Below are 21862 nucleotides of genomic sequence, written 5' to 3' on the forward strand. Positions count from 1 at the left end.
CTCTATCCAAGAGTGTTATTTTCATCAAATAGCCATGGCAATGCTTTTTGGATGCCACGATCCCAGTAGTCCCAATTGTGTTCACCATCATCAAAAATGAAGGTGTGAGGGACTTGTTTTTCCTTTAAAAACTGTTCAAATGAACGATTGTCTTCGATTAAGAAATCTTTATCACCACAGGTGAGTAATAGTTCTGGCATTCGGTTGGACTTTAGGTTCTTTTCTACCAAATGTCTTAAATCGTTTTTACCCGTTGTTTTTTTGCCAAACATCAAATCAAATTGAGGTAAACGGTGTGCCATCCAAGGGATCGCACGAATGAAATCTGGGTTCATGACACCAGATAAACTAACCGCTTTAACAAACTTTTTAGGGTTGCTTAAAGCGAACTTCAATGCGCCGTAACCACCCATCGATAAACCTAAGATATAGGCTTCCTTTTGAACAGGGAAGAGGTTTTCGATAAAAGGGACCAATTCTTTGGTGAAGTAGGTATAATACTGTAACCCCACCACATGGTCTGTATAATACGCATTGAACCCAGAAGGCATGATCACACAGACACGGCGATTGCGTAAGTAACGCTCAATCGCGGTGAGTCTGGTCCAGTCTTGGTGGTCGCCATTATAGCCATGTAGTACATAAAACGGACGTAATTGTTCATTCTTTTTTAAGTCATCTGGTACTAAGACCGTTAGAGATGTATTCATTTCTAATGCTTGTGAGAAAAACGATAATTGAATTTTTGACATGATTATGTCTCCTTGATTGGAATGATTTTAATGTTTTCTTCCCCACCATAATAACCGTGGGTGATGATGAGTGAATCGTTGGTAATTTCATAACTACAATACGCATCCTCGCCCGTATCACATGAGAACACTTCATGGTAGAACAACCCTTGGCGTAGATAAAAGCGATCCACCCCAGCGAAGATGAACTGGCGTGATTCAACCACAATCCCTGCATCGGGAAGTACGGTTTTATTGGGTGATTCAAATAAAACCACAATGAAGAATACATAGGCTGCGATGAGTGTGAATAAAGTCATCAATATTTTGATCAACCATTGTCCGGATAATACCACAATAAAGTAGATGATTGCGCCACCAAGCGGGATCAAATATACGTAGCTGTTGAACTGTGATAAACTGTCTAGTAAGGTGAGTATACCCAAACGATTAAGGCTAAATGATATCAGACCCATGAGTATCAGAAAACCCGCTATAATGATCCAATGTTTGGTCTTCATAGGGTATCCTCATTGGGATAAATGACACCGATGTGTTGTCTGATTTCATCCATTTGAGCTAGAATCTCTAAGGTGTTTTCAACATTCATCCATGGGGTTCGATACGATTGATTTTCAACCGCTTCAATGAACCCTAGGATTTCAAATTCATAACCATTGACCTTATGTGGTAAATCGATGTGTTCGATGACTTGATGATTTAAATCATAGATAAAGGCTTCATGGGCACCCCAAAAGAAAGGTACTTTAATCGATCCTTTGGACCCATAAATCCAAGCGTCTTTACCGCCTTCTTCAATCACGGACGCGTGTAAATGAGCTACTTGATGGGGGTAATGGTAAGTTAAATCCACTGTACCATCCACACCTGTGTGGGTGAGTTTCGCTTTCGCATCGATTTTATCTGGTTTACCCAGCACCAAATTGGCATAGGTGATCGGATAAATACCGACATCCAATAAAGCACCACCACCTAAGGCAGGGTTCATCAACCTGGCTTCATCGGCTGGATTACCACCAAAAGCGAAATCCACCTTCATCGAAACCACATCGCCAATCACGCCAGACTGAATGCGTTTAAGCACGGTTTGAGTGAGTGGTAAAAACCGTGTCCACATCGCTTCCATGACAAACACCCCTTGGGCTTTAGCCAGTTCAAAAATGTGTCTGGCTTGTTTCGCATTGAGGGTAAAAGCTTTTTCACACAAAATGTGCTTTTTGTGTTTTAAGATAGCCAGCATTTGTTCATAATGTAACCCATGCGGGGTTGCGACATAAATCGCATCCACCAATGGGTCTTGATATAACGATTCGTAATCCCCATAAGCAGAGACAAAACCATACATTTGTTGATATTCACGTGCTTTTTCTAGTTTACGGCTGGCGACTGCTTGAAGCGGTATACCACTGCCTTGACATGCCTTGGAAAATGCATGGGCAATCGCACCGGCACCGATTAATCCGAAACGTAACATTCCTATCACCTCATCATATTTATTCTAACATAGATAGAAAAAAATAAATGGCTTAGTTGAAAAATAGCGAACTCTGTAAAAAATATGCGAAATAATCAAGAAATACATAGTGTTTTATAAAAAATGGCGTTATAATATAGCAAAAGCATCCATTCATAAGGGGGATATTATGAGAGCACTACTTAAATTAATCTTACTCGTCTTACTAGGCCTAACCGGACTATTCTACTTTTTACCTTTGATTGAAAACGCCGATTCTTTAGTCGCTGTCGTTCAAGCATTCGAAGCCAATATGGCATGGGTAGAATCCTTATATCTAGAAGTCGCAGCCGTACTTACATTTGGTAGAGACTTGATGTTACTCATGATTTTTGAAGTCATGTGTATCATCGCTTTAAAGAAAGACAAATAAGATGAAACCCGGCAACGGGTTTTATTTTTAAAGGGGGACATCATGAAAAAAGTGATCGGTATCGGTGAGTTATTGATTGATATGATGCCTAATGAAAAAGGCAAACGACTCAAAGACGTCACAGGGTTTACCAAGAAAGCCGGTGGCGCACCTGCGAATGTGTGTGTGGCTGCAGCCAAATTAGGCACAAGTAGTGTTTTTTTAGGTGCGGTTGGTGATGACGCGTTTGGTGATTTATTGATCGATGAGTTAAACACTTATGGGGTGAATACTGAGTATATGGAAAGAAGTACAGTCGCCAATACGTGTCTCGCTTTTGTTACCTTGACACATGAGGGGGAACGGGACTTTATCTTCTACCGAAACCCAAGTGCCGATCAACTGTATCGAGGACTCAAGGACTTATCCATTTTAGATCATCAGATCCTACACTTTTGTAGTGTTTCGTTGTTGGGTGACTATCCAATGGTAAACACCCATCAACGCTTGTTAAAACATGCGAAAACACATCAAACCATTGTCAGTTTTGACCCAAACATCCGTTTAGCATTATCGAGTGACCATGTAACCTATCAACAAACCATAAAAGCTTATTTATCCTATGCAGATATCTTAAAAATCGGTGTGGATGAGTTAGAATTCATCACAGGAAAACAAGTTTATAAAGACCAAATCCAATGGTTAAGAACCTATCCGTGGCGAATTTTAATCATCACCTTGGGTAAGGATGGTGTTCATATCTATACCCAAAAAGAAGACGTGATTGTCCCTAGTTACGCTGTAAACGTGGTTGACACCACTGGCGCAGGGGACGCTTGGATTGGGGCCTTTCTCGCACAATGTGCCAAACACGATGAATTGCCAACAAACATTCTAATACTCTTAGATTACGCCAAGGTTTCTAACGCATTCGCGGCGTTAACCACCACCCACATGGGTGCGATGGAAGCCATGCCCAATTTAGTCGAATTAAATGAATTTCTCCATGAAAAAGACCTCAAAAAATGAGGTCTTATTTGTCTTTATAACGGTTTCTTGGGTGCACACGACACGCATCAGAACAAGAACCACGGTATTTGATTTCATTTTCAACGGTACATAGGATTTGTTTATTACAATCCGGGTTGGCACAGTTGATATACCTTTCACAAGGTTCCCCAGTGAAATGGTCTTTACCAACAATCCGTGGGTTCACTTGATTGATGGGCACAGCGATTCGGTTGTCAAACACATAACACTGTCCATCCCAATAAGCCCCTTGAGCAACCGGGTCTTTCCCATAGGTGACGATTCCACCATGGAGTTGACCGACATCGTCAAAGCCTTCCCGTTTGAGCCATCCTGAGAATTTCTCACAACGGACCCCGCCGGTACAATACGTTAAAATCTTTTTACCCTTAAACTGTGCTTTGTTTTCTCTAATCCAGTTTGGCAAATCTCTAAATCGCTTGATTTCAGGTTTGATCGCACCTCTAAAATGACCCAAATCGTATTCATAGTCATTTCTCGCATCGATGATGATGGTGTCAGGGTCTTGGATGCGTTCAAAGAACTCTTTGGGTTCGACATAACGCCCAGTTAATTCTTTTGGGTTCACATCGTCTTCTAAACTGAAATTGACCAACTCATTTTTAACACGAACATGCATCTTCTTAAAAGCATGTCCATCGGCTTCATCCATCTTATAGGTGACCCCTTTAAAATACGGGTGTTGTTCCATCCAATCGATGTAGATTTGGACTTGTGATACTGTCCCGGATACAGTCCCATTGATGCCTTCTTCAGAGATATAAATACGACCCAACAGGCCAATGCTTTGACAGTAAGCTAAATGTTCTTCACGCAAGACTTGTGGATCCTCAATTCGAACATAGTGATAGTATAGTAAAACGCGATAATCTTTCATAAAATCCTCCGATACGATAGTTATACTATAAGAAAATATCTATAGATATTCAAACCATATGCACACCCTCAAATAGAAAAAATATAATATAAACACCAATAAAATCCGAACCTCATCCGTATATTAGATGCTGGTGATTCAAAATCAGCATCTCCCACATAAAAAGCATGGCCATTGTCATGCTTTTTTTCAATATTTACGCCAATATACGTTATAATGATGTATGGAGTGATTTTATGATCTTAGACTGTATCGTCATTGGGGGAGGACCAGCCGGTTTGATGGCTTGTAACCAACTCGAAGGGCACAAAAACTACATCCTATTGGAAAAAAACGATAAAGTCGGTAAAAAATTACTGCTCACCGGTGGAAAACGTTGTAATATCACCAATAACCTACCCGTTCGAGATTTCATCGAATCGTTACACATGCCACATAAACGTTTTTTATACCCGGCCTTAACCCAATTTGGACCGAAAGATGTCATTCAGTTTTTTGACCTTCGTGGGTTAGAACTCGATCTGGAACAAAACTTCAAATATTTTCCCAAAACAGGTAAAAGCCAATCGGTTTTGGATGCGTTACTAAAAGGCATTAAAACCGAACGCATTCACTACAAAGAACCTGCCAAGAAAATCAGTAAGCAAGGGGATTTGTATTTGGTTGAAACCGATTTGGATACGTATTTAAGTAAAAATGTCATCATCGCAGTAGGATCTAACGCTTACCCAACCATGGGGTCATCAGGCGACGCTTTGGTGTTTGCGAAATACTTAGATATTCCTTATAAACCCTATACCCCAGCTGAAACCTATCTATTTTCAGATAAAGTCAAACAACAAGATTTAGACTTACAAGGTGTCGCACTCACCACAAAAGTCCGAATCAATCAAGATAAAAAGACACACGATGGGGATATCCTATTTACCCATTTTGGGGTATCTGGACCCATCATTCTACACATTTCAGAACTCATTTACGACAGACTTTTAAAAGAAAAAGTCACACTTTACATCACGCTCACAGAGGTTGAACCGATCCCTGTATTCCATCAAGCTAGAACCACCAAGGATACCATACTAACCACTTTGGAAACCATGACATCGAAACGTTTAGCTAAGAAAGTACTCGATGTGTCTGGCATTGAGAACAAACGGGTTTCGGATATGAAAAAAACAGAAGTTGAACGTTTAAATCAACTCTTAACCGCTTTTCCAATACCCATTGATGGCGTTGAAGTCAAAGAAAAAGCCTTTGTCAACGCAGGTGGGATTGACGTGAAAGCACTGAATCCACAAACCATGGAAACCATTCAATCACCGGGGTTATATTTCATTGGTGAGTCTACAGACTTACAAGGACCCATTGGTGGATTTAATATTACCATCGCTTTATCCACAGGCAGATTGGCTGCCAAACACATCGTATCGAAGGGGTAAATTATGGCCAGTTCACAAGATTATGTTACCTATGTGGTTGAAAAACTCAGACGTTTTTATGATGTAACCTATCGTAAGATGTTCGGTGAGTACATGATTTATATTGACTTAAAACCCATCATTTTGGTCTGTGATGATCAACCGTATCTCAAAATACACGAATCGACCACACCCATTTTGAAGGATGCGGAAACGGGGTATCCATACAAAGGTGCGAAATTGCATTATTTGCTCGATATCGATGATGATTACATCACCAAACAAGCCATCGATGCGTTGTTACCCCATGTGGTCATCAAACCCAAAAAGAAGAAATCCATTTAGGAGTCCCTATGAACGCTAAAACAAACTATGTCGACATTGAAACCAGACAATATTTTCACCAAGCCAACCTGGTATACATGTCGACACTCGCTGCCGATTTAATCATCATTCCCATCATATTCTTTACGGGAAGCATGGTCTCATTCTATGGCAACATCATCGGTTTTATCATTGCATTGTTGGCTGTATATTTGAATAAAAAGAAGAAATATGGCTTATCAGCATTCCTATTCATTCTAACCATCACAGCCTTAGGTGTTGTCCAAGTGCTTTTGTTTGGGTTGAATTCAGGCTTTATGTACTATTTTTTCAACATGAGTGTTTTGATTGTCTATACCAAATGGCGACCTAGTTTAAAACTGGTTGGTGTCATCACACAAGTGGTATTGTTCGTCCTCACATTCATTTACGCGATTAACAACCCACCCTTCTATCCTTTAGCGATGGGTTGGCTCATCTTTTTCCACATCTTAAACTTTGTTTTAAATATCACAGGTGTGGCGAATTCAGCGTATTATTATATTAGAATCGCGAACGACGCGCAAAAGACCTTGTCAACGTTAGCATCCACAGATTATTTGACAGGTGTGAATAACCGTGTGGCGTTTGATACCTTCATGCAAGAGAAAAAAGCGCTCTTCGACAAAAACAAACGCACGTTTGGTTTGTTGATGATCGATGTGGATCACTTCAAGAAGATCAACGACACCTATGGCCATGGTTGTGGTGACGATGTGTTGGTAGATATCGCAACTCAATTAAAAGAGGAACGTGGCAATCAAGATTTTATCGCCCGATATGGTGGTGAAGAATTTGTCTATGTCATCGACGCATTTCAAGCGAATACGGTTCGTCAGGTTGCGGAAAGGTTGAGAAAGAAAGTTGAAAACCATACCTTTAAATATCAAAAACAAGAGATTAAATTGACCATCTCGATTGGTGGCATATTTGTAAATAAAACGTGTCATAACACCTTAGATGGTTGGATTGAATGTGCAGATAAGCATCTCTATCAAGCCAAGGATGATGGCAGAAACCGTGTGATTATTGGAGAAACAACCGATGCAAGCTAAATTTTTAGTACCCAATTTAACGTGTCAAGATTGTAGTTGTGGCCACTGTGCCCAAATGTTACTCATTGGTCTTAAAAGCCATAAAGACATTTTATCGGTCAAAGCAGACTATAAACAAAAGACCCTTGAGGTCGACTTTCAAAAACCGATGACCATTCGAAGAATCATGATATTTGCGAAAAACAAAGGGTACGACATTGAAGAAATCCAAGCACTGTGAAGTGCTTTTTTTTCTTTTTTATATCATTTCTAATGTAAAAAACGTGTTTTTATTAAAAAAATATTAAAATAAGTCCGAAAAATAATTGTCTTTTTTAATAGACGGGTGTAAAATATTATAAAAAAGAAAGAATGTGAATAAAATGAAAAAAATGACCGGTGTCCTATGGATGCTCGTTGGCCTTTTTTTTGTGCTAACAGCTTGTGACCAAGTACCAGAGTTCAACATCGACGATGTGAACATTGAAGCAGTGAATCAAATCAACATCCCTGCAGGGACTTATACCTTAGAATATTCCATTGAAAATTGGAGTGAATTGGTGAAGACCCATGGGGCAGAACTTGCCATTGAAGTTAGAAACAAATCCAACCAAGTGGTGACATTAACAGGCAATCAAATCACCGTTGAAATTGGTGAAGTTTATACCGTGAATTTAACGGTAACTGTTGAAGGCGAAACCATCCAAAAAACCTTTACAGTCACCGCAGTCACCCCTCAACAAGTTGAATACAGTGTGACCTTTGACCTTCAAGGTGGTGTAGGCAGTTTCCCAGAACAAAGTGTGATTCATGGTGGCATACCGAATCTACCTGAAACCGAACCGACCAAAGACGGCTACGTGTTTACTGGTTGGTTCTATGATGTAGCACTCACACAATTCTGTGATTTTGCAGAACCGATTTATGAAGATATCGTTTTATACGCTGGTTTCGAAGTGATTGAAAATCAAATAACAGTGACCTTTGTTTCCAATGGCGCGAATGAAGACTTCCCGCCACTGCATTTATCCATCGGGTCATTTTTACCAAGTTTGGTTACGCCAACCAAGACCGGTTACCGTTTTGAAGGTTGGTATATTGACCCAACATTCGAAACACCATTTTTAGTTGAAGCAACTAACCTATATCAAGATACGACCCTCTACGCCAAATGGTTTGATACTTCATTGAGTACCTATAAAGTAACCTATGATTTAAATGGTGCTTTACAAACCGGTGAAATATTCGAAATGGTCGTTCAACATGAAAAAGCCCAGGGTTTTGGTATGACCCCTGTTAGAACCGGATATCGTTTAGAAGGGTATTCTCTAACCGCTGATGGTGCAGAATTATATGATTTTGATACCCCAGTGGAAAGTGACATCACACTCTATGCCATCTGGTTATATAACTATACCGAAGTTGAACACCCAACGTATTTTACCGACATCAGTGCGATTGATCATTCAAGATTAGATGAATCATTCAAAGTAGAACAAGTCATGCAAGTGGCTGCGAATGCTGCGATTTATCGATTCAAACAGGACCACAATGTGGATGAAGACGCGACAGAATATGGCGTTTTATATGGGGAATCCAATGTGCTAACTTACCAACAACGCGGTTTAATGAAACTATCTGATACCCCATTTTCTGGTAATGTTACATTCATTGACTATTTATTTGATACAAACCCACTCAAAGAAAATACTACCTATTATATGAGAATATATGTGAAGTTTGAAGATACCATCCTTTATAGTGATGTTCAATCCTTTGAAACCATTCATGTGGTTGAAGGTGGTAACGCAGTTGGTTTAAATTATGTTGTCTCTGGTGGTGAATATTATCATAGTGACCCACAAATTCAAAACGTATCTGTATTTTTCTATGAAGTCTTGGATGGATATGAAGCTAAAGATAACCATCATGATTATCAAAGCTATAACAATATTACGGTTCAAGGTACGCACCGAGTGATCGTTACAGATTTAAGTACCAATGAGCAATATTTACATGTCTATACACTCAAATTCGACAAACCATTTGTGAGTACAACCTTTTATGGTTTCATCGATGCGACACCTAGCAATGTTAAATTTGAGTTTAGAGCAACCCTTTTACATGAAGACCGTTATACTTATCCAATCAGTGATGCAGGTTTCTTGTATTCAAGAACCACTTTCGCATTATTGAAAGGTGTTCCAGGTGTGCATGACGTCGATGCAGATTATGAATCCTCAACCAATTTGATTAAGTCAACTCAAGGGATGGACTTTAATGATCATGACATGTATTACGTTAGAAGCTATGTCGTGTTATCTGGACAAATTCATTACAGTAACTACATGTATGAATTGACTTATGATGCCAGTGAATTGGGTTATAAAATTACCAAAACCATTTATTTAGAAACACAAACCATCAACATGGAATACCCATATGAATACTTTGTCGGGACATCAAACTATACCTTACACTATTATGATGGTAGTGTGGTGAATAAATCGAGTTATACAGGCAACGGTTCATTTTCCGCCCCTGGATACTATTTTTCATATGTCGAAACAACATCCATGATTCGAATCCTCAACATCGTTGGCGAATACCCAGCAGTGATTGGTATCGAAAACAATGGGGTATATGAAGACTACGTTTTAATTGACTTCCCGATGGCCAATGCCTATATTTATATGGAGTACAATGGTGGAGAATACGTGTATTTACCTCATAAAGTGAGACTTGAACAAGTCGGCTTTTATGTAGTATACTATCGTTCCGCTACCGGTATGAAATCCATATCGTTTGAGATTAAATAATGAATAAGGGACGCCGCGGCGTCCCTTGATTATTTTTGAATGCTTTGATTGAGTTGTTTCATTTCATCGTTGGTTAAGTAACGGTAATACCCTAGCGGTAAACCATCTTTCGTAATATGCATGATACGGATACGTTCAAGCGAAACGACCTCATAACCCAATGCGGTGGTCATGCGTCTGATTTGACGGTTCATCCCTTGTTTTAGGATGATTCTAAAATGCGTATCGTCTTCTTGAATGAGTTTACAAGGTTCGGTTTGTTGGTATTTTTTGGTCTTTAAGTTGAAAATAACCACGCCTTGTTCCATGTAATCGATGAATGATTTGGTCAGGGGTTTATCCACCTCAACACGGTATTCTTTTTCATGACCGTATTCTACCCTCAATATTTTATTGACGATATCACCATCATTGGTGAGTAGAATCAATCCCTTAGAGTCTTTGTCTAAACGACCAATAGGGAAAATGACCTCATCTAAATGCATATAGTCAACGATGTTGTTTTCAATATGTCTTTCGGTGGTGCAGACAATGCCTTCTGGTTTATTTAAAACAATGTAGACTTTATCTTCAATGGGTTGAACCAAAGCCCCATCGATTTTGACCACATCTTTTTTTTCTACACGCATACCGAGTTTCGCCACCTCACCATTTAAGGTAACGACCCCAGATTGAATGAGTTCATCGGCTTTTCGTCTAGAACAAAAGCCAGAATCCGCGATGTATTTATTGATCGAGATGCCTTTGTCTTTGACATGTTCTATTTTAACGTCTTCGGTTTGGAAGACTTGAGTTAATCGTTTTGCATAATCCATAGTATCACCGGATTCATTATACACATAATTGGTGGGTTTTGCGAAAAAAAACGCCTTATTTATAATAAAAGATACAATGTCTTCAAATCCAAAGCAAAACAAAACCAAAAGAATACAGAATGAAATAAAATAGTCATAGAGGTGATATCCATGAAAATATCGATACATACACACATCCCAAAACCGATTGAATTGGTTTGGAAAACTTATATTACCCCAAAACACGTTGACGCTTGGAACCACGCGACAGAGGACTGGGAAACGGTTGGTTCGGTGAGCGACTTTCGCGTGGGTGGCTTTTTTAAGTACCCAATGAGAGCCAAAGACCACTCATTTGGGTTTGATTTTGAAGGTGAGTTTTTAAAAATAGAACCACTTAAGTACATAAAATATCGCATGTTGGATGATCGAATCGTTGAGATTAAGATGACTGAACTGCCTAAAAAAGTATTCGTAGAAGTGATTTTTGATGCTGAAACAGAAAACAGTCCTGAACTTCAACAACAAGGGTGGCAACAAATATTAGAATCCTTTAAACGCTACTGCTTAACGCTTTAGAGTTTTCACCACATTTTGATTGTAAAATCGGTTAAAATACCGTATAATAAATTCGTTTTAGAGAGGACATAAAAACCATGATTATAACCGATGAAGCAAAAGTCTTATTACAAGATATTTTAAAGAAAGAAAACTTTAACTGCGTGATTGCAGGATTACATTACCATTGTTCATGTGGCGACTCAACCGTACAATTCGGATTAGGCAACATTGAAGATGGTGACCAAGTATACACATTCAATGAGATTCCTGTCGTGATGGAAGAAGAAACCGTCTCCCGTACAGAACTCATCACCATCTATGTTGAAAACGGCGAATTGATGTTTCTAGATGAAGCAGAATTTGAAGAAACCGAAGATGGCTGTGGCTGTGGACATCACCACGACCATGAACATGAAGGCGATTGTGACTGTGGTCACGACCATGAAGATGGCGACTGTGCATGCGGTCATCACCACCATGCAGAAGGCGAAGACTGTGATTGTGGACACGATCACGACGATTGTGAGTGTAAACACCAACACTAACACCTCCAAACGAGGTGTTTTTTCTTGCCTGTAGGTGTCCAGATATATCATTTTTTAAAACAGTATGATATAATGCTTATTGTTATAAAATTATTCATCAAGGAGAATATCAAGCCCATATATGGACAGTGACAGTAGTAGTATCTATCTTATATTAATCATCATCAGCATCATTTTATCCGGATTTTTTTCAGCCACCGAGACCGCTTTTTCTTCGTATAATCGTATTCGTATGAAAAATCTGAGCGAAAAAGGACATAAAAACGCATCGCTCGCATTGAAGTTATCTGAACGCTATGACGTGATTTTATCGACCATTTTGATTGGTAATAACATCGTCAATATTTTAAGTGCGTCTCTCGCAACCATCCTATTTGTCAGCTTATTGGGACAAGAAATAGGCGCGACCATCGCGACCGTTGTGATCACCATCGTCGTATTGATTTTTGGTGAAGTCACACCAAAATCGATTGCGAAAGAATACCCAGAAAAATTCGCGATGTTTTCAGCACCCATCGTGCTTGTTTTAGAAAAAGTGTTCTTACCATTCAACTTTTTCTTTAAACAATGGAAAGTATTGATGTCTAAAATTGTCAAACCCAATGAAGATAGAAGCATTACCGAAGAAGAACTCTTGACCATCGTCGATGAAGCCCAAGAAGGTGGCGGTATCAATGAAACCGAAGGTACCCTCATTCGTAGTGCGATTGAATTCTCAGAATTAGAAGCCATCGATATTTATACCCCAAGAATCGATATCGAATGTTTACCGATTGACGCCACCATCGAAGAAATTCAAAAAGTGTTTGTCGAAACCGGTTATTCGAGATTGCCAGTGTATGAAGGCAATATCGACCACATCATTGGCATCATCAACCATAAAGACTTTTATAATCATGTCTACACATCACATAAAAATATCCAAGACATCATCAAACCAGCCTTATATATCACAAAAAACAAGAAGATCGATGCGTTATTAAAAGAACTTCAAGTCAAGAAAATGCACATCGCCATCGTACTCGATGAATTTGGTGGTACGGTTGGGTTAGTCACCTTAGAAGATATCCTCGAAGAACTCGTTGGTGAAATATGGGACGAACACGACACCATCGTACATGAGATAGAAAAAATTAGTGACCATGAGTATTTGGTCATGGGGAACGCCAACGTTGAAAAATTCTTTGAATTGATTGGTCGCGATGAAGAACTCGATGTCTTAACCGTGAATGGTTGGGTGGTCGAAACCATCGGGCATTTACCAACAGAAAAAGAAGTCTATCAATCCAATGATATTAAATTTGAAATCATCAAAATGAATGGAAAGCGTATTGAACAAGTTAAAATTACTTTAATCCCATCCGCTGATGAACTCTATATGTAACTTATAACAAGCCGTTTGGCTTGTTTTTTTTCACTTATGCGCGTGTTCATGCTACAATGTGGGTAATAGAAAGAAAGGTGCTAACCTATGCAACACACATTAAAGCGTAAACTGGCTTTCGCTTCAGCGGACATTTTCGGTGGTGGTTCATTTAACATCATCAATTTTCTTTACCCAGGTTTTCTCGCATTAACCGTCGGTCTTTCCCCTTATTGGATTGGTCTAATCATGCTCATCGCGAGAATTTGGGACGCCGTTACGGACCCATTGATGGGGTATATTTCCGATAGAACCTCATCTAAATGGGGCAAACGTCGTATATATCTTATTTTCGCAAGCCCATTGGTCTTGGTTTCGATGTATCTTTTATTTTTCCCATACAACATCTCTGACCTTGGTTTGAGAGTCACAGCGGTATTGACCTCCTATTTATTATTTACCACCGTTCAAACATCTGTGATGATTCCTTATTACTCATTATCATCCGAAGTATCCTCCGATTATCAACAACGTGCAAGCTATAATTCATATCGTCTTGGTTTTTCAATTTTTTCATCCATCCTCTGCGTGGCTGTACCAGGCATCATCGTCGGTTTATTCGATGAAACCATCGGATATCAAGTGATGAGTTTATCGTTTGGAACATTGTTCTTTATCTCTGTATTATTGACGGGTTTATATGTCCAAGAAGAAATCCAAACCAAAGCCTTGGTGTCTAAATTCAATGTCAAAGACATGGTTAAACCGTTGGTATTGAAACCATTTAGACAATACTTAGGCATGTTCTTGGTCCTTCAAATGTCGATGGCGATCATGAGCGGATTATTTTTCTTCTATGTGGATTTCTATATCACCAAAGATTTAACCGCTGCCCAAGAGCCAACCATGGTGGGTTTAATCTCTGCAGCCTTGATGTTCTCGATGCAAATCGTGGCGTTACCAGTGTATATTAAAATGATTGAACGTAAAGGGAAAACCTTTGCTTATCGCTTCGGTGCGGTTTTATGGATTGTCACAGCGTTATTCATCTTAATCATTCCAGCCAACATTAACCCCGTATTGTTGTATCTCATCGCTGCGTTGATGGGCTTTGGGATCTCCGGTCCTGGTTTAGTTCCACATACCATGTATGGGGATGTTGTCGATGCCGGACAACTCTATTTCAATGACCGCTTGGATGGCCAAATGAGTGGGTTTACCAATTTCATCAACAAAGTCGCACAAGCCGTTGGCTTAGCCCTAGTCATGGCCTTGATTGGTTTGGCTGGCTTTAAAGAAAGAGCGCCAGGCGCAGACCCGATTTTATCTCAACCCGATTCTGCGATGAACGCGATTAAATTCATCATGGCGTTAGCGCCTTTAGTCTTTATGACGATTGGGATCTTGATTTCACTCAAGTATAAGATTGATGCGAAAAAACAAGCAGAGATAAAACACGCGATTGAACACCCTGAAAACCAAGCCGATGTATTGGCATCCATCCAATGAAAAAACCGAATGGCGCGTTATTTTGGCCGCTCGGTGGATTATTGAAACTATACGCATTCGGTAAAGGCCAAAGAATCATCCATAAAGATACCATCACCGGACCTGCCATCACGTTATCTAACCATACCTCGTTTTACGATTTCATCTACACAACCACTGCTTTATACCCTAAAAGAATGAACTATTTGGCGGCACATAAAATGTTTTTTGATCCGCTATTAGGCCCCTTCTTAAGGTTATCTAGGGCCATCCCTAAAGCCTTATTACAACCAGACGCTGTCGCGACTTTAAAAGCACTGCGTGTCCTTAAGAATAAAGGCATTTTATCGATTTTTCCCGAGGGTCAAATCTCCCCTTCAGGTAGGTTCATGAAACCGACCTTCTCAGTCGCGAAACTCATTAAAAAAGCCAAAGTCGATGTGTTTATTGTCAAACACCAATTTCCTTATTTGGTAAACCCACCTTGGACGAAAAAAACATTCAGAGGTCGAATCGATACACAAGTGGTCAAGTTGTTTGGTCCAAAAGACATTGAACAGTTATCTGAACAAGCGATATATGAAGCAGTACAAAAAGCATTATATCACAGCCCTTATGAGGATAATTTGATCAAACAATATACCTATAAATTAAACGACATTCATGGGTTAGAACATGTTTTAACGGAATGTCCACATTGTCATCAAACAGGGTTAATTTCAAACCAGCACCAACTCAATTGTCCACATTGTCAACAGTCGTTTAAGTATGATCGATATGGCCGAATTGATGGCACAGGTGTCGATGTCCTCTATGAAGCCCAAAGACAACGACTCATCGAAACAGTAAAACAAAACCCAAATTATACCCTTCAAAGTCCAGTGCGGTTAGAAGGCTATCAAGACAAACACGTGAAAACGATTGGTGAAGGTCAGTTGACACTGAATAAATCAGGGTATCATTTTGTGGGACACGTCTTAGATAAAGAAACCACCTATCATTTTGATGTCAAAGATGTCCCAACATGTCCATCCGATATCGGTATCAACATTCAAATTTATGAAGGGTATGAACTCTACCAGTTCGTCTTTAGTGACCCTTATCTACCGACCCAATTTGTCTTATTGGGCGAAGTATTACACGAAGACTATGTCCAAACCCATACCGGAGGTAACGTATGACTGTAGATCAATATATAGAAAATCTACCCGAACCACAACAATCCATCATGGCGGAAATCAGACGACTGATCAAAGCTGCTTTTCCAAAAGCCAAAGAAGCATTGTCTTATGGGGTACCTGCATTCAAATATGACAAAGCATTCTTTTATTATGGCGCATTCAAAGCCCATGTGAGTGTGTTTCCACCGCTCACTTCAGATGAGGCCTTACAAGCAAAGACCAAACCTTATCAAAATGAAAAAGGCAATCTCCTATTTAAGATCAATCAACCCATACCTTATGAATTGATTGTAGAGGTTGCGAAAGCATTGGAAAAACAATACACCTAAAAAAGAACCCAAAACATTCAAGTGTTTTGGGTTAGTTTTTTTCATGAATTGCTCTGATATGATTATAAGCCGTTTCGATTTGATTTAATTGGGATTCATTGAAATGATTTGGATTGAGTAAATCTATAAAGGTTTGAAAATCCGATGTTTGAATGATGAATCCTGGGTGATCATACATAAAATCACTGTAGACGTCTTGGAAGAAACGTAACCCTTGGTAATCATCTTCAGACAACGTGATGGATAATCGGTATTCGATGTATGCACGTTTGGAAACCGTCGGTGAGCTTTGAGTTTCTTTATACGTTGTGATTTCAGATTGAATGGTATTGAAGGTCACCACATCGTTGATGGACATCGCGATGCCTGCAGCATCAAAATACTGTTTGAGTTCGGAACTGCTCAATCTGAATAACCCAGCCATCGAAACATGCTGACTCATCGAAATGCTGTAGAGGGTCTGCATGAACGCTAAATAAATGGCTTCATCGGTTGGATTCGGATTTTCTGCATGCATCCGATACAATAAAATGAAATCGTCTGCTGGGTTACCCGTTTGATATAAAATATCGTGTTCGGAGGTATTGGTGAATGTCATCGATAACTCATTATAATAGAGCGGTGCGTCAAAACTCACGGCTTCATCCATTGGAGCCATGGCACACGCCTGTAACAAAAAGACACCGATCAACAGGACGATTATCAGGATTGATTTTTTCATGAGACACACCTCCTCTGTTTGTATCATACCAAATGGTTATGACAAAATTATGACAAAGCTTTTATTTAAGTGAAATCAATACTTTAAAGACCACATCACCAGCATCATTGAATAATTTGTAAGGATAACCATACAAATCACAAATTTGTTTGACGATGAATAAGCCTAAACCAGAACCTTTTTCTTGTTGGGTATTTAAGCGGTAGAAGGAGTCAAACAATTTTGTCAACTCTGCTTCCGGGAGTGATCCTTTATTTCGGATGACCAACACATACCCATTGGATTGGATAGAACCATCGATTTTCACCCAAGGTTCTGTGGTATAGGATAACGCATTTTTAACCAAATTGGTGACGAGAATGTTCAACAACTCTTCACTCATCCAGAGTGATGCAGGTTCTAAGTTTTTTTGAATCTTGATTTTCTTTTGTTTTGCGAGTTCTTCAAGGGGTTGTAAAATGGTATGGATAAATGCGCTACTGACCACATCGTGGTCGGTTTTTTTATCTTCTAATCTTAACGTATAGGTGAGGTCTTGGGTGATGGTAGAAATCGATTCGATTTGTTTTAAGAGTTCCTTTAAATAGGTCTCTTTATCTTTATATCGACCGACACCATCAATCATCCCTTCAATCATGCCCTTCATGACCGCGAGTGGGGTCTTGATTTCATGGTTGATGGTCATGATCAATTGTTTTTTCTTTTCTTCTTGAGCCTTTTCATAGTCGATATCGGAAGATAACTTTTGATTGGCTTCTTGGAGTTCTGAAAATGCTTTTTTCAAATGAAAGGTCAATTCATTGAGTGACGTCACCAAGTCTCTGAATTCATCTTGACGTTTGAGTTTGAGGTTTTGATTGAAATCCAAATTCGATAACCCTTTGGCGTATGCCCCAATTTGTTGGATGGGTTTAACGACACTTTTTGAAATGATGAAGGACAATAATACGATCGCGATGAAGACAATGATGGATTGAGTGATGTTGATGTTATTCAGTACTTGATCCACGTTTTGTAAGGATTGGATTCGTGTGGAAACAATTAAGTAGTCGTCAAATTCAAATTGATAGATGTAATTGATTTGGTAGATATCATCTTGTAAATCCACATAATAAATCAATGAACCCTCTTGGATGGCTTCTTCACTATCATAGATCCCAATAACAAAATCGAGAATATTGTCATTGGTTAAGAATGTCGGTCCAATCGAAGCGGTGATGGTTTGGTTTTGATAACGGATAAAGGCAGTTTCACTCGATAAATCCATCAAACTGGTATCTTCGAGTGAAGTCCCTTGTTTGAGCGTACTTGCGTTAGAAAGAATGTTTTGTTTAACCCCATCGATGTTTTTTTCGATATACATCGGTGAAAAACGGGTGTAGCTATAATACATGCTACCGATGAAGACCAATGAAAAAGAGATCAACAACATGAGAAATGTTTTAACAAACAGATTGATTTTCATGGTGACCTCCTTATCGTTTATTTTTCGAATTTATAGCCGGATTTATACACGGTTTTAATATAATCGGCTGCGTTACCGAGTTTTTGTCTGAGTCGTTTGATGTGGGTATCCACGGTGCGATCATACCCAAAATAGTCGTAACCCCAAACGAGGTTCAATAAATCTTCACGCGTGTAGACGCGTCCTATATTTTGAATGAAGAGTGAGAACAATTCCCATTCTTTTTTGTTGAGTTCAATTGGGACTTGATCAACCAGTATTTTATACTGTTCAAAATTGTACTGGATGATACCATAATTCGATAACGTCTCAGGCGTCTCTTTTTGATACCGCGCTAAGACCGCTTCGATTTTCTTTAAGACAATCTTTGGGCTGTAAGGTTTTGAAATGTAATCATCGATGCCAAGCGCATAGCCTTTGAGCTGGTTTTCCTCATCGCTTAACGCTGACAACATTAAAATCGGTACAGAGGATTGTTTTCGAATGGCTTTACCAATCTCAAACCCACCCACATGTGGCAACATGACATCGAGAAGCACCAAATCAAAGACTTGATTTTGAATGCTATTTAACGCATCTAAACCATCATAGATTTGGGTGATTTTCGCATTCGGATAGGCATCGATTAAATAATCGTGCAATAAATCATTCAAATGCTTTTCATCTTCAACAACGAGTATTTGCATAGAATCGTCTCCTTTTAGGAACCTTTCTTTAATGATAACATAAATCATTTATATTCTAAACGTCATTCATTCACTTTGTCACAACATTGTCATAAGATATTCAAAGATTTGACACAACTTTTCTCTATACTTTAGGTGTGAAAAGCAGAAAAGAGGGTCTTGTATGAAAAAAGTGATGTTGTTCTTGGGATTGGTCTTATTGAGTCTATCGCTAATTGGGTGTAGTGAAGCGTATGAACCAGGGGAAGATCTTTCACCAGAAAATGAATCCTCACAAGTATTAACCGCTTCAATGAGAAAAATCATTTATCGAGTCGATATTGGTATCAAAGCGAAACAATTGTTACCCTTATACGATGAATTGATGGATCTATTGAATCCCGATGAATGGATTGAATCACAACAAGTCGGTACCCAAAGTGGTCAACTTGTATTAAGAATCAAAACCGAACGTTTACAAGCCTTTATTTCAGGGTTAAGAAGTTCATACGAAGTGACTTACTTCAATACAAGTTCTCGTGATGTATCGGTCAACTATTACAACAATCAAGCTAATATTGAAGCTTATGAAGCAGAACAAGCGCGATTGATTGAACTCTTTGAAACCGCCAGTATTTCCGAACAAATTCTCATCAATCAACGCTTATCGATCATTGAAGCTGAGTTGAGAAGTTTAACCTCCGATACAAATGAAATCGATGGGTTGATTGAATACAGTGTGGTTAATATCTATTTAAACGCAACCGCTCCATACCAAACTCTCAACTTTGGTCAAAAAGTCAATCGTGCCTTTACCGGTGGTATCGATGCTTTTGTAATGGTCATTGAAACACTATTTCTCGCATTCTTAAGCTTATTACCATTCCTAGTCGTCATTGTACCTTCGGTCTTTGGCATACTTTATATCAACAAACGCAACTATCAAAAACGTCTGGCGAGACGACAACAAGCACGCAATCGATGAGGTGAAATCATGAAAAAAGCATTGTTAGGTGTACTAATTGCATTGTTATTTACATTGTCTGGCTGTGGAGCTTATGGACCATATGAGGATTATCCAAGTTATCAAAATGGTGAAACCTATAGTGAAATCACAGAAAATCCATTTATCCGTACCATGGATATGCCAGTATCGACCTTTTCAGTCGATGTCGATACGGCATCTTATTCCAACATTAGACGAATGATTCAAGATGGCTATTTGCCAGAAAAAGACGCGGTTCGAATTGAAGAAATGGTCAATTACTTCCAATACGACATCGCTGGAACAACCGAAAATGAGAAGATCCATATCCATTCCGAATACAGTTACGCCCCTTGGGCACCGGAACATGGACTACTTATGGTCGGTTTAAAAACCCAAGACATCGAATACAATACATCCTTACCGATGAATTTGGTTTTCCTCATTGACGTCTCAGGCAGTATGTATTCAAGCGACAAATTACCGTTACTCAAACAGTCCTTAGGTATTTTAGTAGAAAACTTAAGACCCACTGACCGTATTTCCATTGTGACGTATGCAGGGTCTGCAAAAATAGCATTAGAAGGTGGCGACGCCACGGAACAAGCTGACATTTTGTCGGTGATTCAAGGTCTGGAAGCTGGTGGGTCAACCGCTGGGGCTTCCGGGATATCATTGGCGTATGAAGTCGCTAGCAGAAATTTTATCGATGGTGGTAACAACCGCATCATTCTTGCTACCGATGGTGACTTCAACGTTGGTATGAACTCCGTCTCAGATTTAGAAGACTTCATAGAATCCAAAAAAGCCACCGGTGTGTTCTTCAGTGTCTTAGGGTTTGGTACCGGCAACATCCGTGATGACATCATGGAATCCTTAGCCGATCACGGCAATGGTGTTTATTATTACATTGACTCCATCAAAGAAGCCGAAAAGGTATTCATCCATCAACTCGGTGGATCGATGATCATGGTTGCGAAAGACGTCAAACTTCAAATCGAATTTAACCCAGTTTTAGTTAAAGGGTACCGTTTGATTGGATATGAAAACCGTGTGTTGGATTATGACGATTTTCAAAATGATTTTAAAGATGCCGGTGACATGGGTGCTGGTCATGTGGTGATTGCGTTTTATGAAATCATCCATGCAGATTCAGATGAAACCATTCCTAGTTTAACCTTTGATCCTGTAGAAGTTTTAAAATACACAGGAGAAAACCATTTAGATGAATTATTGACCCTATCCATTCGTTATAAAGAACCGACCGATGATACGTCGATGTTGATTGAAAAAATCATCTTAGGCAGCACATATACAGACACCTATTCAACAGAATTTGGTTTCGCCAGTGCCGTGGTTGAGTTCGGATTACTCTTAAGAAATTCTATTTATAAATCGAATGCAAGTTATACCGCAGTCATTGAACGGGCCACCCTCGCTTTGGATTTTGACCCTCACGACTACCGTAGCGAATTCATTGAACTCGTGATGGCTGCGAAAAACTTAAGTTATAAAGACTAAGTCTCCATATCTATTCATCCTGTTCTACTTAGTCTACCCAAAAGTGATGTCGCACCCCTGACATCG

Annotated in this window: 23 protein-coding genes; 15 read left to right on the top strand and 8 right to left on the bottom strand. The window is 39.3% G+C overall.

Going from position 1 to position 21862, the window contains the following annotated elements; all coding sequences use genetic code 11:
• Positions 1-2: 2 nt before the first annotated feature.
• From N7548_RS03460 to N7548_RS03470, 3 genes are read right to left on the bottom strand one after another with little or no spacing between them, the layout of a single operon-like run.
• On the bottom strand, positions 3-752 hold the full coding sequence (locus tag N7548_RS03460; protein WP_263608034.1) for an alpha/beta hydrolase: 750 nt from the start codon (positions 750-752) through the stop codon (positions 3-5).
• A gap of 2 nt (positions 753-754) precedes the next feature.
• Positions 755-1252 carry a hypothetical protein gene (locus N7548_RS03465; RefSeq protein ID WP_263608035.1) on the bottom strand — a complete coding sequence of 166 codons (498 nt, stop codon included), beginning with the start codon at positions 1250-1252 and terminating at the stop codon, positions 755-757.
• A complete protein-coding gene (locus tag N7548_RS03470; RefSeq protein WP_263608036.1) occupies positions 1249-2226 on the bottom strand; it encodes a Gfo/Idh/MocA family protein in 978 nt (325 codons plus the stop codon). Before N7548_RS03470 ends, N7548_RS03465 begins: the two co-directional genes overlap by 4 nt.
• Before the next feature lie 169 nt (positions 2227-2395).
• Between N7548_RS03470 and N7548_RS03475 the strand changes: the two genes are divergently transcribed.
• The gene (locus N7548_RS03475; protein ID WP_263608037.1) at positions 2396-2638 is read left to right on the top strand and encodes a hypothetical protein; all 243 of its coding nucleotides are present in this window, start codon (positions 2396-2398) and stop codon (positions 2636-2638) included.
• A gap of 42 nt (positions 2639-2680) precedes the next feature.
• Complete coding sequence (locus N7548_RS03480) at positions 2681-3646, top strand: carbohydrate kinase family protein (RefSeq protein ID WP_263608038.1); 966 nt, start codon at positions 2681-2683, stop codon at positions 3644-3646.
• 4 nt (positions 3647-3650) lie between these two features.
• On the opposite strand, the gene trhO is transcribed toward N7548_RS03480, so the two are convergent.
• Entirely contained in the window at positions 3651-4544 is an 894-nt protein-coding gene (gene trhO, locus N7548_RS03485; RefSeq protein ID WP_263608039.1) for an oxygen-dependent tRNA uridine(34) hydroxylase TrhO, read from the bottom strand.
• A 236-nt stretch (positions 4545-4780) separates the two neighbouring features.
• On the opposite strand from trhO, the gene N7548_RS03490 reads away from it, so the two are divergent.
• The 5 genes from N7548_RS03490 (at position 4781) to N7548_RS03510 (ending at position 10178) form a co-directional block, all read left to right on the top strand.
• Positions 4781-5983, top strand: coding sequence for a BaiN/RdsA family NAD(P)/FAD-dependent oxidoreductase (locus N7548_RS03490; RefSeq protein ID WP_263608040.1), 1203 nt, complete (start codon positions 4781-4783; stop codon positions 5981-5983).
• A 3-nt stretch (positions 5984-5986) separates the two neighbouring features.
• The gene (locus tag N7548_RS03495; RefSeq protein WP_263608041.1) at positions 5987-6307 is read left to right on the top strand and encodes a TfoX/Sxy family protein; all 321 of its coding nucleotides are present in this window, start codon (positions 5987-5989) and stop codon (positions 6305-6307) included.
• Between the two features lie 8 nt (positions 6308-6315).
• Positions 6316-7380 carry a GGDEF domain-containing protein gene (locus tag N7548_RS03500; protein WP_263608042.1) on the top strand — a complete coding sequence of 355 codons (1065 nt, stop codon included), beginning with the start codon at positions 6316-6318 and terminating at the stop codon, positions 7378-7380.
• Positions 7370-7600, top strand: coding sequence for a cation transporter (locus tag N7548_RS03505; RefSeq protein WP_263608043.1), 231 nt, complete (start codon positions 7370-7372; stop codon positions 7598-7600). The genes N7548_RS03500 and N7548_RS03505 overlap by 11 nt, the downstream gene beginning before the upstream one ends.
• 142 nt (positions 7601-7742) lie before the next feature.
• Entirely contained in the window at positions 7743-10178 is a 2436-nt protein-coding gene (locus tag N7548_RS03510; protein ID WP_263608044.1) for an InlB B-repeat-containing protein, read from the top strand.
• Between the two features lie 29 nt (positions 10179-10207).
• Here the strand turns inward: N7548_RS03510 and N7548_RS03515 are convergent, their stop codons facing one another.
• The gene (locus N7548_RS03515) at positions 10208-10993 is read right to left on the bottom strand and encodes a pseudouridine synthase (protein WP_263608045.1); all 786 of its coding nucleotides are present in this window, start codon (positions 10991-10993) and stop codon (positions 10208-10210) included.
• A 150-nt stretch (positions 10994-11143) separates the two neighbouring features.
• Here N7548_RS03515 and N7548_RS03520 point away from each other — a divergent pair, with 150 nt between their 5' ends.
• From N7548_RS03520 to N7548_RS03545, 6 genes are all read left to right on the top strand, one after another.
• Positions 11144-11551 carry an SRPBCC domain-containing protein gene (locus N7548_RS03520; protein ID WP_263608046.1) on the top strand — a complete coding sequence of 136 codons (408 nt, stop codon included), beginning with the start codon at positions 11144-11146 and terminating at the stop codon, positions 11549-11551.
• A gap of 77 nt (positions 11552-11628) precedes the next feature.
• Positions 11629-12078, top strand: coding sequence for a hypothetical protein (locus tag N7548_RS03525; RefSeq protein ID WP_263608047.1), 450 nt, complete (start codon positions 11629-11631; stop codon positions 12076-12078).
• Positions 12079-12199: 121 nt separating this feature from the next.
• Positions 12200-13462: an HlyC/CorC family transporter gene (locus N7548_RS03530; RefSeq protein ID WP_263608048.1), complete on the top strand. Its 1263-nt coding sequence runs from the start codon at positions 12200-12202 to the stop codon at positions 13460-13462.
• Between the two features lie 87 nt (positions 13463-13549).
• Positions 13550-14950 (top strand): MFS transporter, encoded by a 1401-nt coding sequence (locus N7548_RS03535; protein WP_263608049.1) that lies wholly within the window; start codon positions 13550-13552, stop codon positions 14948-14950.
• Complete coding sequence (locus N7548_RS03540; RefSeq protein WP_263608050.1) at positions 14947-16110, top strand: lysophospholipid acyltransferase family protein; 1164 nt, start codon at positions 14947-14949, stop codon at positions 16108-16110. The genes N7548_RS03535 and N7548_RS03540 overlap by 4 nt, the downstream gene beginning before the upstream one ends.
• On the top strand, positions 16107-16439 hold the full coding sequence (locus N7548_RS03545) for an iron chaperone (protein WP_263608051.1): 333 nt from the start codon (positions 16107-16109) through the stop codon (positions 16437-16439). The genes N7548_RS03540 and N7548_RS03545 overlap by 4 nt, the downstream gene beginning before the upstream one ends.
• Positions 16440-16470: 31 nt before the next feature.
• On the opposite strand, the gene N7548_RS03550 is transcribed toward N7548_RS03545, so the two are convergent.
• The 3 genes from N7548_RS03550 to N7548_RS03560 all read right to left on the bottom strand — a co-directional run bounded on the left by N7548_RS03550 (position 16471) and on the right by N7548_RS03560 (position 19311).
• Positions 16471-17160 (bottom strand): hypothetical protein, encoded by a 690-nt coding sequence (locus N7548_RS03550; RefSeq protein ID WP_263608052.1) that lies wholly within the window; start codon positions 17158-17160, stop codon positions 16471-16473.
• A gap of 61 nt (positions 17161-17221) precedes the next feature.
• Positions 17222-18625, bottom strand: coding sequence for a HAMP domain-containing sensor histidine kinase (locus N7548_RS03555; protein WP_263608053.1), 1404 nt, complete (start codon positions 18623-18625; stop codon positions 17222-17224).
• A gap of 17 nt (positions 18626-18642) precedes the next feature.
• Positions 18643-19311, bottom strand: coding sequence for a response regulator transcription factor (locus N7548_RS03560; RefSeq protein WP_263608054.1), 669 nt, complete (start codon positions 19309-19311; stop codon positions 18643-18645).
• Positions 19312-19474: 163 nt separating this feature from the next.
• Here N7548_RS03560 and N7548_RS03565 point away from each other — a divergent pair, with 163 nt between their 5' ends.
• Positions 19475-20275 (top strand): DUF4349 domain-containing protein, encoded by an 801-nt coding sequence (locus N7548_RS03565; RefSeq protein ID WP_263608055.1) that lies wholly within the window; start codon positions 19475-19477, stop codon positions 20273-20275.
• 9 nt (positions 20276-20284) lie between these two features.
• Positions 20285-21796: a VWA domain-containing protein gene (locus tag N7548_RS03570; RefSeq protein ID WP_263608056.1), complete on the top strand. Its 1512-nt coding sequence runs from the start codon at positions 20285-20287 to the stop codon at positions 21794-21796.
• Positions 21797-21862 lie beyond the last annotated feature (66 nt).

It is taken from the genome of Paracholeplasma manati, assembly GCF_025742995.1.
GTDB classification, from domain to species: Bacteria; Bacillota_I; Bacilli_A; order Acholeplasmatales; family UBA5453; genus Paracholeplasma; species Paracholeplasma manati.